The organism is Gordonia sp. C13 (genome assembly GCF_023218005.1).
GTDB classification, from domain to species: Bacteria; Actinomycetota; Actinomycetes; order Mycobacteriales; family Mycobacteriaceae; genus Gordonia; species Gordonia namibiensis.
Map to the genome: position 1 here is coordinate 1 of NZ_JALPSY010000025.1, position 17073 is coordinate 17073.

At 69.9% G+C, this 17073-nt stretch carries 7 protein-coding genes; 4 read left to right on the forward strand and 3 right to left on the reverse strand.

The window, feature by feature from the left end; all coding sequences use genetic code 11:
- Positions 1-301 precede the first annotated feature (301 nt).
- Positions 302-652: a rhodanese-like domain-containing protein gene (locus M1L58_RS17670; protein ID WP_248659885.1), complete on the forward strand. Its 351-nt coding sequence runs from the start codon at positions 302-304 to the stop codon at positions 650-652.
- A 128-nt stretch (positions 653-780) separates the two neighbouring features.
- Entirely contained in the window at positions 781-4935 is a 4155-nt protein-coding gene (locus tag M1L58_RS17675; protein WP_248659886.1) for an AAA domain-containing protein, read from the forward strand.
- 26 nt (positions 4936-4961) lie between these two features.
- Here the strand turns inward: M1L58_RS17675 and M1L58_RS17680 are convergent, their stop codons facing one another.
- A complete protein-coding gene (locus M1L58_RS17680) occupies positions 4962-5738 on the reverse strand; it encodes an SIR2 family NAD-dependent protein deacylase (RefSeq protein WP_308221826.1) in 777 nt (258 codons plus the stop codon).
- A complete protein-coding gene (locus M1L58_RS17685; RefSeq protein WP_006868102.1) occupies positions 5735-6160 on the reverse strand; it encodes an HIT family protein in 426 nt (141 codons plus the stop codon). Before M1L58_RS17685 ends, M1L58_RS17680 begins: the two co-directional genes overlap by 4 nt.
- Before the next feature lie 566 nt (positions 6161-6726).
- Between M1L58_RS17685 and M1L58_RS17690 the strand changes: the two genes are divergently transcribed.
- Together M1L58_RS17690 and acpS are read left to right on the forward strand one after the other, a co-directional pair.
- Entirely contained in the window at positions 6727-15981 is a 9255-nt protein-coding gene (locus M1L58_RS17690) for a type I polyketide synthase (protein WP_248659887.1), read from the forward strand.
- Positions 15982-16019: 38 nt separating this feature from the next.
- On the forward strand, positions 16020-16412 hold the full coding sequence (acpS, locus tag M1L58_RS17695) for a holo-ACP synthase AcpS (RefSeq protein ID WP_039880916.1): 393 nt from the start codon (positions 16020-16022) through the stop codon (positions 16410-16412).
- A gap of 30 nt (positions 16413-16442) precedes the next feature.
- Here acpS and M1L58_RS17700 read toward each other — a convergent pair whose 3' ends face one another.
- A complete protein-coding gene (locus M1L58_RS17700) occupies positions 16443-17069 on the reverse strand; it encodes a TetR family transcriptional regulator (protein ID WP_005199862.1) in 627 nt (208 codons plus the stop codon).
- Positions 17070-17073: the final 4 nt, after the last annotated feature.

A 17073-nucleotide genomic window follows, 5' to 3' on the forward strand; every position in this document is an offset into this window, starting at 1 on the left:
CCGGGGGGGCGCGGCGGCAGGCGCGGCGGACCGCCGTGTGGTGGCGCCGGCCGGCGCGACAACTTCGGTGGCAAGCGGCCCTCGCCACGGGTCGCCGGACGCGGTCGCCGGTCCTGATCGTCGTACCGACCTGAGTCGGTCTCGCGCGTCGTCCCGCTGTGCGGTGACGGAACTTGTCAAACCGAGATCATTCCGTAACCTTGGAGGCGGGGGTCTTCAAGGTGTGATTCTCGATCGGTGCGGAGATCCGCCGATCGAGGGCACGAAGCTTACGAGTGAACACAGGATTGGTGAGTCACCAGTGTCTTTGGTGAAGGCTATTTCAGCAGCAGAAGCGATCGACCACAGCCGCGCCGGGAACGCGGTCATGGTGGATGCCCGCCCGCAGGTGGTGCGCCATCAGGGCAGCCTTCCGGGCGCCGTCGTGGTCGAGCCCAGCGAGCTTCCGAACCTCCTGAGTCCCACCCCCACCGGGACCTTCCCCGTCATCCGCGACGCCGAAAAGGCGAGGAAGATCGCCCGCGACACCGAGATCGCGGTCGTGTCGGTGAGTTCGGAGGCGCCGCGCATCGCCGAGCAGATCGCCGGGCTCGGGTACACCAACGTCCGCTACGTCGACGGCGGGTACCGGGCACTGCGTTCCACCACCTGAGCTCTTCATGTGAGCGCGATGCCGCTCACCCGCCGACGTGTCACCCCTGACATACGGTGCGGCAGTTCCGCTTTCCTGACCTGCGGCTTGATAGCGTAGGAACGCCGGCGACGAGAGGAACCCATCGGATGCAGGATGACACTCGCGAGACACTGCGAGACCAGGTCACCCGGCTGATGGCGTTCCTGAGGGACGTCGTCCGCTCGCGCTCCGGAGATGTTCGGGACATCGACGAACACGCAGGCCACGTGTGGGTGGGCGCCTCGACGTCCATCTCGGTGCGAGCATCTGCCGCCCCTGGTCAGGTTGTCGTGGAGATCGATCCCGCCGACGCCGCCCACGCCGATGCCGCGCGCCTCGTCGACGAGTTGACCGAGAGTCCCGAGACCCTCGAACTCGTCCTGGCCAACGCCCTCGTCACTGTTCACGACGATGCCGCCTCCGAACCTCTCGTCCGTGAGCATCTCCTCACCCAGACCGTGGTCGCCGACCGCGACGAGTCCGGCGCCATCCGCCTGTCCCTCGGCGCGGGCTCCGCGCCGATCATGCACGACACCCATCTCCTCGCCGCGGTTGACGGACTCGAACTCGCCGGCGCGATGAGGACGCGGACCAGACTCGCCGAGCAGCCATCGGTCGTCGCCGGCAAGGTCACCGATCTGGTGGGCGAGTGGCTGGGCGAGATCGAGATCGACGCCGACCGTGCCACCCTCTCGCTGGACATGCGACCGGCGATCGTCCTCCGACGCCGCAGCGTCGAGACTTCACTGGCCTTCTACGACGCGATCATCGACGACCTGCGCGACGAGGATGCGAGCGTGCCCGTCGGGCTGGCCCAGCTGGTCAAACCGATCGACGCCGAGGACCGACTGGCCGCGCTCGACGGCCCGGATGTGCTCCCACCCGAACGCCTCATCGCCGACGCGCTGTTCCCGCTCCCTTCGAACGTCGAACAACGAGACGTGCTCGTGCGGCTCGGCAACGACACCGGCGTCGTGGTCGAGGGTCCGCCCGGTACGGGCAAGACGCACACCATCGCGAACGTGACTTCCGCGCTCCTCGCCAAGGGGCAGCGCGTGCTTGTCGTCAGCGAGAAGGCGCATGCGCTCCACGTGCTGCGCGACATGCTCCCGCCTGCGCTGCGCGAACTCACGGTGTCCATTGCCGACATCTCCCAGGATCATGCCGAGACGATCGTGTCCGTGGTGGAGAACCTCGCCGCGCGTAAGGCGGCGTTCTCCGTGTCCGTCGCAGACGCCGAGATCGCCGACCTCGAGGCCCGCCGCGACCACGCCCTCACCGAGCGCGACCAGATCATGCGCGAGCTGTGGGACCTGCGCGCAGGTGAGACCGAGGTCCACGAGTGGGTGGCGGGGGACTATCGAGGTACACCGGCTGAGATCGTGCGTCAGGTCAAGCGCGACGCCGAACGCTTCGACTGGATGCCGCCAGGACTCGAGGGTGCGGTCCCGCCCCTGGACTCCTCGGAGTTCAGTCGGCTCGTCGAGCTCCTCCAAGTGACCGGTGGCGACCGTGGCCGTCTCACCCAGCGGTTCCCCGATCTCGCCGACCATCTGCCGGAGCCCGCGGACATGGACACGATCTGTGCCCGGATCGCCGCGCGGCCCGAGGAAACCCACGGCGCCGCCGGAGCGCTGCTCCCGTCGCTCGACGGTGTCGACAGCGAACGCCTCCTCGCCATCAAGGGGATCTGCGAACAGTTGGGTGTGGCCGCGGGCGAGGTGTCGTCCTTCCCGGCCCCGATGATCGCCATGGCCGACCGGTTGCTGGCCGGCCACGACTCCCATCTGTGGTCGCGCGTGACGACCCTGTCCCCGGTGATCGCCGAGGCCGCCCGACGCGACCGCGACCTGGGTGCCCACACGGTTCTCGTCGAGGGCGACCGCCCGGGCGATGCGGTGCTGTTCGACGCGGCCGCCGACCATCTGGCCGAGGGCGGTCAGTGGCGAGGCCGGTTGCGGCGGTCCCCGCAGCAACGTGCTGTCGAGGAGTCTCCGGTACGGGCGACCGTCGACGGCCGGGCCCCGACCGACGAGGCGTCGTTGCGACGGGTGGCCGACCACCTGACGGTCGTCGACGCCGTCCATCAGGTCCATCGCATCCTGGCCGACCTCCATGTTCCGATCGACGCCTCCGGATCCCGTTCCGCGCAGGTCGATCAGCTCGTCCGCCTCGATGCGCAGCTCGCGTGGATCTCGCGGCTGGTCACCGGGCGCGACCACCTCGTCCACGAACTCGAGGCCATCAGCCCCGGTGGTCCGCGTCCGCGCAGCGTCGCCGAGATCGTCGAGGTCGCCCAGGAGGCGGGTTCGATCGCCGCCGCCAACGACGCGGCCCTCGCCGAACGTGAACTGGCCGAGTGCACCTACGGCCTGGCTGCCGAACTCGAGAAGGGCCCGTCGCCCGAAGGCGATGCGTTGCTCGACGCGCTCGGCACCGCCGACGCCGCCGCGATCCGCACGGCGCGCCGCGCCTTTCTGAGGGCAAAGGAGCAGGCGAATGCGGAGAATGCACTCGACCTTCTCGAACTGCGGCTCAGGAGTCGCGCCCCGGAACTGGTCCGGACCATCTGGGCGACGCCGCGCGATCCGATCTGGTCCGGGCGCGCCCGGGAGATGACTGCCGCCTGGGCCTGGCGGTACGCCAACACGTGGGTGTCCGAACGCAGCGACGTGCACTCCGAGAACCGGATCTCGGCCGACCTCGATGCCATCGAGGTCGACGTCGCACACTTGACGACCCGGCTGGCCTCTGCCCGTGCCTGGCGAGAATTGCTGGTGCGCACCACGACCGGTGAGATCCAGGCGCTGCAGTCCTACCGCGACCACATGATCAACCTCGGCAAGGGTTCGGGTAAGCATGCCAACCGGTTCCGTCGTGCCGCACGCGAGGCGATGGCCGTCGCGCAGAACGCGATCCCGGCATGGATCATGTCGATCAACCAGGTCGCCGAGACGCTTCCTCCCCGCCGGCACTCCTTCGACGTCGTCATCGTCGACGAGGCGTCGCAGGCGGACATCACCAGTTCCTTCCTGCTGTGGCTCGCGCCCCGGATCATCGTCGTGGGCGACGACAAACAGTGTGCGCCGGTGGGACTCGCCGGGACCACGCTCGACGACGCCTTCGCCGAGCTCGACGCCGCACTGCCGGACCTCCCGACCTATCTCCGCGACGGATTGACCCCGCGGTCGAGTCTGTTCTCGTTGCTGCGCAGCCGGTTCGGCAACGTCGTCGGGTTGCGCGAGCACTTCCGGTCGATGCCGGAGATCATCGAGTTCTCGTCGCGGCAGTTCTACGGCAAGGCACCACTGATCCCGGTGCGGCAGTACGGCTCCGACCGCCTCGAACCGTTGCGGACGGTGGCGGTCGACGGCGAGGCGACCGGCAGCGCGTCGGGTCTCGTCAACGACGCCGAAGTGGAGGCCATCCTCGGGGCCCTGCGCGACTGTCTCGCCGATCCTGCCTACGAGGGACGCGATTTCGGCGTGATCGCGCTACAGGGCACCAAGCAGGCGGAGGCGCTGGAACGAGCCCTGCGCGACGGGCTCGACGCCGAGGTGTGGCGCACCCGTCGTATCCGGGTGGGCACCCCACCGGACTTCCAGGGCGACGAACGCCGCGTCGTCTTCCTGTCGATGGTCGTCTCCGATCCGTCAGCCATCTCGGCCCTGACCCGTGCGGAGTCGCAACGGCGGATCAACGTCGCGGCAACCCGCGCGATGGATCAGGTCTGGCTGTTCCATTCGATCGGTCCGGAAGGTCTGCGGCACAACGATCTCCGGTATTCGCTGCTGTCGTACTTCACCGCCAACGAGGGCATCAGGATCAGCTCGATGCCGACCGACGTGCCCGACGACCGCCGCGTCGAACCGTTCGACAACCTGCTCGAACAGCGGGTGTTCAACCGTCTCGCGGCACTCGGCTACCACGTGACCCCGAAGGTCACGGTCAACAACCGGGTCATCGACCTGGTGGTCCTCGGAGCCGATGCGCGGATGGCCGTCGAATGCGATCCTGACGCGTTCCCCGGAACCGGCCGTCAGGCCCGCTCCGATCTGGAGCGCGAGCGTGAATTGCGGCGTTGCGGTTGGGAATTCGCCCGCGTACGGGAGTCGGAGTTCGAACTCGACCCGGATCGCGTGATCGACGCGGTCGCCGCCGCTCTCGAAGCGCGTGGCTGCAAGCCCGGGTCGATCACGGCACGTCCGGCCGCCGAGGACGCCCCGGCTTGGTCGCCGATCGACCTGACGGCCGGGGAGTGACGCGCGCCGTAGCGGCGAGTGGGCGGTCAGCCCAGCGCGCGGAGCAGCGCCGGTAGCCCCTCGGCCGCCGGCACCCGCAGGCTGTGGGTCGCGAAATCGGTCACCGACGACTCGGCGGGGTTGAACTCGATCACCGGAATGCCTTCGCGCACAGCACGTTCTGGGAGCGATGCGGCCGGGTACACGATGCCGCTGGTGCCGACGACGATGACCACCTCGCCCGCGCGGAACGCCTGATCGGCCCGCTTCCAGTCGTCCGCGGGCAGCGCCTCGCCGAACCAGACGACGCCGGGTCGGACGTCGCCACCGCATCTCGGACAGATCGGGGGAGCGACCCGGGGCTCGACGTGTTCGGTGTCCGGATCGGCGGCCGAGGGCCGCGCATCGGGCCCGTCGTACGGGGTGTCACACACCGAACAGCGCGGCGCGAAGAGGCTGCCGTGGAGGTGGCTGACCACGTCACTGCCGGCACGCTCGTGCAGGTCGTCGACGTTCTGGGTGACCACCATGACGGTGCGCGAGGCGCCGAGTTCGGCCAGTGCGCGGTGTCCGGCGTTCGGTTCGGCGGCGAGCACCTCGCGGGCGCGCCACCGGTACCAGCCCCAGACCAGGGCGGGGTCGCGTTCCCACGCCTCAGGGGTGGCGAGTTCCGCGGGATCGAATGTCTCCCACAGCCCGGTCTGGGCGTCGCGGAAGGTCGCTATACCGCTCTCGGCCGACATGCCGGCCCCGCTGAAGACGGTGATCCAGTCCGCGTCTCGGACGAGGTCGATCACGGCCTCCGGGATGGTCGGCCCGGTCACCCCGCGGCCTCGAGGGAAGCGCGGACCAGGTCGGCGGTCTCGTCGGGGTCAGGATCGCGACGCACGACCAGGCCCTTGGCGAAACTGAGCTTGTCGCCTGCGTGGCGGGGCACGACGTGCAGATGGGTGTGGAAGACGGTCTGGAACGCGGCGCGGCCGTCGTTGAGGGCGAGGTTGACCCCGTCCGCCGCCATCGGTCCGGCCTTCAGCGCCGATCCGACACGCTGTCCGGCGGCGAAGAGCGCCGCACCGACGGCCGGGTCGAGGTCGTCGAGACCGGATGAGTGGACGCGGGGGACGAGCAAGGTGTGCCCGCGGGTGACCGGTCGGATGTCGAGGAAGCCGACGACGTCGTCGTCGGAATAGACGATCCGGCCCGGAGCGGTGCCCGCGACGATGGCGCAGAAGATGCAGCTGCTCATGGGCCCGACTCTAGGGCACGGACGGGGTTCATCCGGGCATCACGCGACCGACGCGAATCGCCGCCGGGTCGGGGCGTGGCCCGGATCACATCACGGTTTCATAACGGTTGACCGAGCGCGCGATCGGGGGTCGACATACCTTCGGGTACGTTGCCTGGCCAGCGCGTTTCGCAACCCTTCGGATGGTCGTTGACATGGTCTTTCAAGTTACCCACCGGGTTACTGGCGGGTATACCGACGGGTCACCCAGAAACATGAGGAATCCCTCACTTTCGTGTGTCATCATGGGTGTCACGTTCACGTCGCAGGCGACTCCTCCATGAACCAGGGAGCGTCAATGTCCTTGTGTGGCAGGCGTGTTCACCAGTTGTACCAGTCAGTTCGAATCAGGCAGGGCGGCCGCCCTCGTTTCGCCTGCGATGCCCCGGGCGTCGTGGACGACCCCCGTTCTCATCGACGAGGAATCGCCGGCGCCCGCGCCTGCACCCGAGACACATCGCCGACGCCCGCGCCGGCACCAAAACACTCCGCCGACCACCGAGACCGACCACCACAGAGGAGTACTCGTGACCGTCGACCAGTTCCGCACCGGCTCGCAGGGCGCCGCCAACGCAGAGCGCCCCACAGCCACGCTCATCGACCGCCTCGCCCAGGGGGAGCCCTACGCGATCAGTTTCGGCGGTCAGGGCGGCGCGTGGCTGCCGACGCTGGCCGAGCTGGTCGTCGACGCCGACCTCGAACACCGCATCGCCGGGCTCGTGGAGGCCGCGGAGCGGCTCGTCGCACCCGTCGCCGACGACCTCGTCGTCGCGCGCGCCGACGGCTTTCACCCGCTCGCATGGGTCCACGCGCACGACGCGGGCGAAGAGGTGCCCACCGAGACCGCGCTCGCCGACTTCACCCTCTCGGGTCCCGGGGTCCTGCTGACCCAGCTGGCCGCCGTCGAGGCGCTGCGCAAGCAGGGCCTCGACACCGCGAGCATCCCGCCGAGTGCCGTCATCGGACATTCGCAGGGCTCGCTGGCCACCGACGCGGTAGGAGCCGAGGGCAACGCCGCGGAGGCCGGTCAGGGTCTGCTGCTCGCCGTCGCCCATCTCATCGGTGCCGCCGGTTCGCTCATCGCGCGTCGCCGCGGCCTCGGGGTCACCACCGACGGCACGCCGATGCTGGCCGTCAACAACGTCACCCCGGCACGGGTGGACGAGGTCCTCGCCCAGTACCGCGCGAGCCTTCCCGAGAGCGACCTGGCCACCGCGCCGGTGGTCTCGATCAAGAACAGCCGCAACGCCCTCGTGCTCTCCGGCGCCCCGCGTCACCTCGCCGGCTTCGTCGCGCTCTGCGAGCGGATCGCCGCCGCCGAGGCCGACGAGCGCAAGCGCAAGCTGACCGGCGGCGCACCGTTCGCCCCGAAGTTCGACCACCTCCAGGTGTCGGTCGCCTTCCATCACCCCAACATGGCCGAGGCCGTCGAACTCGTCGGCGAGTGGGCCGACCGGTGCGGCATCGACCGTGAGCTCGCGACCCGCCACGCCCATGACATCCTCGTCGCACACGTCGACTGGGTCTCCTCGGTCGACGAGGTCGTCGCCCGTGGCGCCAGGTGGATCCTCGACTTCGGTCCCGGCGACATCGCCACCCGTCTCTCCGCATCGCTCGTCCGCGGCCAGGGGGTGGGCCTCGTCCCCGCCGCACTGCGCGTCGGTCAGCGCAACCTCTTCAGCCCGGGCGGCGTGCCGGAGGTCGGCACCCCGTGGTCCCAGTTCGCCCCGACCCTCGTCGAGTTGCCCGACGGCCGGACCGTTGTCGAGACCGCGTTCACACGTCTCACCGGACGTTCGCCGATGCTGCTCGCGGGCATGACCCCGACCACCGTCGACCCGGCGATCGTCGCCGCCGCGGCCAACGCAGGCCACTGGGCCGAGCTCGCCGGCGGTGGCCAGGTCACCGAGGACATCTTCGCCCGTAACATCGCCACCCTCACCGACCTGCTCGAGCCGGGTCGCGAGGCGCAGTTCAACGCGCTGTTCCTCGACCCCTACCTGTGGAAGCTGCAGCTCGGCGGCAAGCGTCTCGTGCAGAAGGCCCGGGCCCAGGGTGCGCCGCTCGACGGCGTGATCGTCTCGGCCGGCATCCCCGAACTCGAGGACGCGGTCGCACTGGTCGACGAGTTCGTCGAGGCCGGGCTCCGCTTCGTCGCCTTCAAGCCGGGCACCGTCGAGCAGATCCGCTCGGTGGTGCGGATCGCCAACGAGGTCCCGCAGCATCCGATCATCGTCCAGATCGAGGGCGGCCGCGCCGGTGGCCACCACTCGTGGGAGGACCTCGACGACCTGCTTCTCGCCACCTACGGCGAACTCCGCGCCCGACCCAACGTCGTCATCTGCGTCGGCGGGGGCGTCGGCACCCCGGAGCGTGCCAGCGAATACCTGACCGGCGTCTGGTCGACCGGCTACGGCTACCCGATGATGCCGCTCGACGGCATCCTCATCGGCACCGCGGCGATGGCCACCAAAGAGGCCACCACCACCCCCGAGGTCAAGCAGCTCCTCGTCGACACCGCCGGTATCGACGAGTGGATCGGTGCGGGTCACGCGACCGCCGGAATGGCCTCGGGCCGTTCGCAGCTCGGCGCCGACATCCACGAGGTCGACAACACCGCGTCCCGCTGCGGCCGTCTGCTCGACGAGGTCGCCGGTGACGCCGAGGCCGTCGCCGCACGTCGCGACGAGATCATCGCGGCGATGGCGAACACCGCCAAGCCGTACTTCGGCGACGTCGCCGAGATGACCTACCGCGAATGGCTCGACCGCTACGCGACCCTCGCCGTCGGCGACGCCAACGGCGATCAGCACCCGTGGGCCGACATCACCTGGCAGCAGCGTTTCGTGGAGATGCTGCAGCGCACCGAGGCCCGCATGCACCGGCAGGACTCGGGCCCCATCCCGACGATGTTCGCCGAGCTGTCGGCCACCGACGACCCGCACGCCGCGATCGACGCGCTGGGCAGCGTCTACCGCGAGATCGACACCGACATCCTGCATCCCGCGGACGTCGCGTTCTTCCTCGAGCTGTGCCGCACCCCGGGCAAGCCGGTCAACTTCGTGCCGGTCATCGACAAGGACGTGCGCCGCTGGTGGCGCAGTGACTCCCTGTGGCAGGCCCATGACGCGCGCTACGGCGCCGACGCCGTCTGCGTCATCCCCGGCCCGGTCGCCGTGGCCGGCATCACCCGCGTCGACGAGCCGGTCGGCGAGCTGCTGGACCGCTTCGAGGCGCAGGTCGTCACCGACCTGCTCACCGCCGGTGTGCGCTCGGTCGAGGTCGCCTCGCGCCATCGTGCCGGACTCGTCGAGGACGCCGGCGTCCTGTCCGCCGTCCTGGAATCCGACGACGTGAGCTGGGCGGGACGCATCGTCCCGAGCCCGGTCGCACTCCTCGGCGACCGCGCCGCCTGGTCGGTCGTCGCACCCGAGCGTGCCGAGCACAAGCCCACCGGTGCCGTCATCGAGCAGGTCGGCAGCGAGAACGGCGTGGCCCGTTTCGATCTCGTCGTCCCGATCTCCGGTGCGGCCGTGCGTATCCCGCTCCTCGCCGGTCTCGGTGTGCGCGACGGTGGATCACCGGTCGTCGGACTCGACGAGGCCGCCGGGGCGATGACCGAGATCCTCACGGTCGCCGCGGGCGGCACGCTCGCCGAGGTGACCGACGGCACCGCGACCACCACCATCACCTGGCAGCCCGACTCGGTGGCCGACCACGCGTCGGTGACCGGCTTCTCCCTGCCCGCGCACCTGCGTCCGACCACCCCGACCGAGCCTTTCGGCTTCGCCGTCCCCGACACCCTGGTCGGCGCCTGCTGGCCCAGCGTGTTCAGTGTCATCGGTGCCGCCCGTACCGAGACCGGTGCGCCGGTCGTCGAGGGTCTGCTCGACCTGGTCCACCTCGACCACGCGATCGCCCTCACCGGTGAGATCCCCACGGAGAACACCGAACTGACGGTGACCGCCCGTACCGGTGCGGTGCGCGACTCCGACGTCGGCCGTGTCGTCGAGGTCTCGGTCGAGATCGCCGGACCCGCCGGACCGATCGCCACCCTCGAGGAACGCTTCGCGATCCGCGGACGCCTCGGGGCCGCCGAGCTCACCGACCCGCTCCGGGCGGGCGGTGCCCCGAAGGCCGAGCAGTCGGCCACCCGCAAACTGCTCCGTTCGGCAACCATCACCGCGCCGAACCGCATGCACGGCTTCGCCGTCGTCTCCGGTGACCGCAACCCGATCCACACCGACGCCTCGGCGGCCAAGCTCGCCGGACTCGGTGACCCGATCGTGCACGGCATGTGGCTGTCGGCCGCCGCGCAGCAGGTCGTCACCGCGACCGACTCGAAGAACCCGACCCCGTCGCCGCGACCGCTGATCGGCTGGACCGCACGCTATCTGGGCATGGTCCGCCTCGGCGACACCATCACCGTGCGCGTCGACCGCGTGGGCCTCGACAACGGCCGCGAGGTCGTCGAGGTGAGCGCCAAGGTCGGCGACAACCTCGTCATGAGCGCCACCGGCCTCCTGGCCGCCCCGCGCACCGTCTACGCGTTCCCGGGGCAGGGCATCCAGTCCAAGGGCATGGGCCTCGACGCCCGGTCGCGCTCCAAGGCCGCCCGCAAGATCTGGGACCGCGCCGACAAGCACACCCGCAAGGCGCTCGGCTTCTCGATCCTGGCCGTCGTGCGGGACAACCCGACGACTCTCGTCGCCAACGGCACCACCTACAACCACCCCGACGGTGTGCTGTACCTGACGCAGTTCACGCAGGTCGCCATGGCGACCCTCGGTGTCGCGCAGATCGCCGAACTCAAGGAGGCCGGCGGCTTCGTCGAGGGCGCCATCACCTGCGGCCACTCGGTCGGTGAGTACAACGCTCTCGCCGCCTGCGCCGGCGTGCTGCCGCTCGAGGCCGTCCTCGAGGTCGTGTTCCAGCGCGGCGAGGCCATGCACCACCTGGTTCCGCGAGATGAGCTGGGACGCAGCGACTACCGCATGGCCGCGATCCGGCCGAGCCAGTTCGGTCTCGCCGACGCCGACGTCACCGGATTCGTCTCCGATCTCGGTGCAGAGATCGGCGAGTTCCTCGAGGTCGTCAACCTCAACCTGCTCGGTTCGCAGTACGCGATCGCCGGCACGGTCCGCGGCCTGGAGCACCTCGAGGCCGAGATCGACCGTCGCCGTGCCGAGTTCGGTGGCAAGCGGGCGTTCATCCTCATCCCGGGCATCGACGTCCCGTTCCACTCCAGCGTCCTGCGCGCCGGTGTGCCGGAGTTCCGCGGCAAGCTCGAGGAGCTGCTGCCCGCCGACATCGACATCGACATCCTGATCGGCCGGTACATCCCGAACCTGGTGCCGCGCCTGTTCAACCTCGGACGTGACTTCGTGGAGGAGATCGCGGCGCTCGTGCCGTCCGATCCGCTGAACGAGGTCCTCGCCGACTGGGACACCTGGACCGCCAAGCCCACCGAGCTGGCCCGCGTTCTCCTGATCGAGCTCCTCGCCTGGCAGTTCGCCAGCCCGGTCCGCTGGATCGAGACCCAGGACCTGCTGTTCAGCGGCCCGGAGCGCGACGGCCTCGCCGTGCAGCGCTTCGTCGAGATCGGTCTGAAGGGTGCCCCGACCCTGACCGGCCTGGCCAACAACACCCTCAAGCTCGACGACTACGCCTCGGCCACCACCGAGGTGGTGAACGTCGAACGCGATTCCGACGTGATCCTGGCCAAGGACGCCGGCCACGAGCCGGAAGAGGACGAGATCGCCGCTCCCGCGGAGTCGGCCGCCGCGCCGGCGGAGGCTGCTCCCGCCGCGGCGGCACCGGCTCCGGCTGCCGCTCCGGCGGCTCCCGCGGGCGGCCCGCGTCCCGACGACATCGCGTTCACCCCGTCGGATGCGGTGAAGTCCGTGATCGCGCTGTGGACCAAGATGCGCGTCGACCAGATCGGTGCGGCCGACACCATCGAGGCGCTGTGTGACGGTGTGTCCTCACGCCGCAACCAGCTGCTGCTCGACATCGGTGGCGAGCTCGGACTCGGTGCCATCGATGGTGCGGCGGAGGCCGACATGGTCGCGCTGTCGTCGACCGTCGAGACCCTCGCTCGCGGCTACCGTCCGCTGGGTGCGGTGCTCACCGATGCGGTCAGCGACCAGGTCCGCAAGGTCCTCGGCCCGCTCGGCAAGCGCCAGAACTACATCACCGACCGCGTCAGCTCCGTGTGGCAGCTCGGCCCCGGCTGGGGACTGCACACGACCGTCGCGCTCGCCCTGGGTACCCGGGACGGCGCCTCGGTCCGCGGTGAGGCACTGGGCAACCTGCTCGACGGCCCGGTCGCCAACGCCGACGCGCTCGATGCGCTGATCGACAAGGCGGTCACCGCCGTGGGTGCCGAGAAGGGCATCGCGGTCGGCAAGCCCGCAGCCGAATCCGGCGGTGGCGCAACGGTCGACGCGGCTGCTCTCGGCGAGTTCACCGAACAGATCACCGGTCGGTCGGGTGCGCTCGCGTCGGCGGCGTACACCGTGCTGGAGAAGCTGGGCCTCAGCGAGGTCGCCGACCTCGCCGAGGCCGCGGCCGATCCCAACGCCGAACTGGCCGAACTGGTCAGCGCCGAACTCGGATCGGACTGGGCGCGCACCGTCGCACCGGCGTTCGACGACGCCAAGGTCGTCCTCATCGACGACCGGTGGGCAACCGCCCGTGAGGATCTCGTCCGTCTCTGGCTGACCGATGAGGACGAGCTCGACGCCGACTTCGAGAAGCTCGTCGGCGGGTTCGCCGGCGCCGGGGACACCGTCGCCGAACACGCCACCTGGTGGCAGGGCAAGGCCCTCGCGAACGGAAACGCCGTGCACGCCCGTGTCTTCGGCGCGATCGCACACGCCGCCGAGAACCCCGAGAAGGGGATCTACAGCCGCGAGATCGCTGTCGTCACCGGTGCCAGCAAGGGCTCGATCGCCGCAGGTGTGGTGGCCGGACTCCTCGCCGGCGGTGCGACCGTCATCGCGACCACCTCGCGTCTGAACTCCGAGCGCCTCGCCTTCTACAAGAAGCTCTACCGCGAGAATGCCCGCACCGGCGCGGCGCTGTGGATCGCCCCGGCGAACATGGCGTCGTACACCGACGTCGACGACCTGGTCGAGTGGGTGGCCACGGAGCAGACCGAGAACCTCGGCGGCACGACGGCGGTGGTGAAGCCGGCCATGAAGCCGACGATGCTGTTCCCGTTCGCCGCCCCGCGGGTGGCCGGCGACCTCACCGACGCCGGCGCTCGCGCCGAGCTGGAGATGAAGGTCCTGCTCTGGTCGGTCGAGCGTCTCATCGCCGGTCTGGCGGAGGTCCACTCCGACCACGACATCGCGGCCCGCCTGCACGTCGTCCTGCCGGGTTCCCCCAACCGCGGCATGTTCGGTGGCGACGGCGCCTACGGCGAGAGCAAGGCCGCCCTGGACGCGCTCGTGACCCGCTGGTCGGCCGAGGAGTCGTGGGGTTCGAAGACCACGCTGGCCCACGCCCTCATCGGCTGGGTGCGCGGCACCGGACTGATGGGCCACAACGACGGCATGGTCGATGCGGTCGAGGCCGCGGGTGTCCGCACCTGGAGCACCGAGGAGATGGCCGCCAACCTGTTGACGCTCTGCACCCCCGAGCAGCGTTCGTCCGCGGCGACCGCTCCGGTCCTGGCCGACTTCACCGGCGGGCTCGACGCCTCGACCGACCTCAAGGCGCTCGCGGCCACCGCCGCAGCGGCTGCCGAGGCCGCCGGGGAGACCGACGCAGCATCGGAAGCGACCACCGTGGCCGCACTCCCGGCACCCGCCCGCGCACCGCGCGGCATGCGCCCGGAATGGCCGTCGATCGACGCGCGTCCCGAGGACCTGGTGGTCATCGTGGGTGCGGGCGAGCTCGGCCCCTACGGTTCGGCGCGTACCCGCTTCGAGATGGAGGTCGACGAGAAGCTCTCGGCGGCAGGCGTTCTCGAGCTGGCCTGGAACACCGGTCTGATCCACTGGGATTCGGCTCCGAAGCCCGGCTGGTACGACACCGACTCCGGTGATCCGGTGCCGGAGAGCGAGATCGCCGAGCGCTACCACGACGAGGTCGTGTCGCGGTGCGGCATCCGCCGCTACGCCGACGACGGCGCGATGGTCGACAACACCTCGCCGCTGCTCACCTCGGTGTTCCTCGACGAGGACCTGACCTTCACGGTCAACTCCGAGGCCGAGGCCCGTGCGTTCGCGAGTGCCAACCCCGAGAAGACGCGGGTGACGCAGAACCCCGACGGCGACTGGCAGGTCACGCGCCTGGCCGGCACGGAGATCCGTGTGCCGCGCAAGTTCTCGCTGACCCGCACCGTCGGCGGCCAGATCCCGACCGGCTTCGATCCGACCCGCTGGGGTGTCAGCCCCGACATGGTCGAGGCGATCGACCGGGTCGCACTGTGGAACCTGGTCGCGACCGTGGACGCGTTCCTGTCGTCCGGCTTCACGCCGAGCGAGCTGATGCGTTGGGTGCACCCCGGCCTCGTCGCCAACACCCAGGGCACCGGCATGGGTGGCATGGCCTCGATGCGAGATCTGTACATCAACACCCTGCTCGGTGAGGCCAACGCCAACGACATCCTGCAGGAAGCCCTGCCGAACATCGTTGCCGCACACGTCGTCCAGTCGTACGTGGGCTCCTACGGTGCGATGATCCACCCGGTCGCGGCCTGTGCCACGGCGGCGGTGTCGGTCGAGGAGGGCGTCGACAAGATCCGTCTCGGCAAGGCGCTCTTCGCGGTGGCCGGCGGCTTCGACGACCTCGGCATCGAGGGCATCGTCGGCTTCGGTGCGATGTCGGCGACCGCGGACTCGGCGAAGATGACCGCCCGCGGCATCGACGACCGCCGGTTCTCACGGGCCAACGACCGCCGACGCGGCGGGTTCGTCGAGTCGGCCGGCGGTGGCACGATCCTCCTCGCCCGCGGCGATGTCGCGGCGCAGATGGGTCTGCCGGTCCTCGGTGTGGTGGCGTGGGCGCAGAGCTTCGGCGACGGCGTGCACACCTCGATCCCGGCTCCGGGACTCGGTGCCCTGGGCGCGGCCCGCGGTGCGTTGTCCTCGCCGCTGGCCAACGCCCTGAACTCGCTCGGTGTCACCGCCGACGACGTCGCGCTGGTGTCCAAGCACGACACGTCGACGAAGGCCAACGACCCCAACGAGTCCGAGCTGCACGAGCGCCTCGCCGAGGCGATCGGACGCAACAAGGGCGCCCCGCTGTTCGTGGTCTCGCAGAAGTCGCTCACCGGTCACGCCAAGGGCGGTGCCGCCGCCTTCCAGCTGATCGGCCTGTGCCAGATGCTCCGCGACGGCGTCATCCCGCCGAACCGCAGCCTCGACTGCGTCGACGAGAAGATGAAGGAGTACCCGCACCTGGTCTGGCCGCGCGAGACGCTGCAGCTGGGGGAGCGGTTCCCACTCAAGGCGGGTCTGCTGACCAGCCTCGGCTTCGGCCACGTGTCCGGGCTCATCGCGGTCGTCCACCCGGAGGCCTTCATCGCCTCGCTGGCACCCGAGGAGCGGGAGACCTACCGCAAGCGTGCCGACGAGCGTGCGCGCTCGGGCAATCAGCGCTTCCTGCAGTCGATCTGCGGTGGCGAACCTGCCTACCAGCGTCCGCCGAACCGTCGCTTCGACGAGTCGGTCGACGAGCACGACGCCGAGGCGGGCCTGCTCCTCGATCCGTCGGTGCGTCTCGACTCCGCGGACGTGTACGGCTCCGGTCCGGTTCCGGAAACCCGGTGACGGCAGCGGATTCGAGCGGGGAGGCGAAGCCGGAAGAGATGAGCGTTCTCGGAGTGGGCATCGACATCGTGTCGATCCCGGAGTTTGCCGAGCAGCTCCGGCAGCCGGGTACGACGTTCGCCGACCGGTTCACGGTCGGCGAACGCCGGGACTCGGCTGCCGGAACCGGAGACGACGCACGGCATCTCGCCGCGCGCTGGGCGGCGAAGGAAGCCGTCGTGAAAGCGTGGTCGGTGAGCCGGTTCTCGCGATCCCCGCTGCTGCCGCTGATCCGGCACAGCGACATCGAGGTCGTCACCGACAACTGGGGCAGGCCGGCGATCCGGCTCGCCGGCGAGATCGGTAATCACCTGCGCGACACCGTCGTCCACGTGTCCCTGACACACGACGGGGACACCGCGGCGGCGGTCGCGATCCTCGAGGGTCGATAACCCCTCAGGAACCGCACACCGCTACGACCCTCAGACCGTCGTCGACTCCTCGAGCAGCAGATAGCCCGCGAGCATCCGCTTGAGTTCGGCGACGGTCTCGTCGTGGTCGTGGCCGTCCTGCACCGAGAAACTGAGCAACGAGTACGCCGTGTGCACCAGCACCTGCGACATCATCTCGCGCCGTTCACGTTGAGAAGGCGTGAGCGGCGCGATGATCCGTGCGACCTGCTCGGCGAGGACGCGTTCGTTCTCCGATGCCGTCGCACGCGTGGCGGGTGTCGACTGCACCGCCAGCCACACCGCACGACGCGACGGGTCGGTGCGCCACAGTGCTGCGAGATGGTCGAGGAACTTCTCGAGCAGGCTGGGCCATTCGAGGGACGGCACCTCGGTGGCGAACGCGGTCAGCTCCTCGCGGACGTCGACGGTGTCCTGGCGGTCGAGTTCGCAGACGATGACGTACTTGTTCGCGAAGTACTGGTACAGCGTCCCGATCGGGACCTCGGCGCGTGCCGCGATCTCCTCACACGTCAGCGATTCGAAACCGACGTCGATCAACAGCTCGCGGGCCGCCTCGAGCATCGCCTGGAACTTGCGCTTGCTTCGTTCCTGCGTGGGCCGCTTGCGCGGCATCAGCGGTTCGGCGGACTCGGCCATCGGC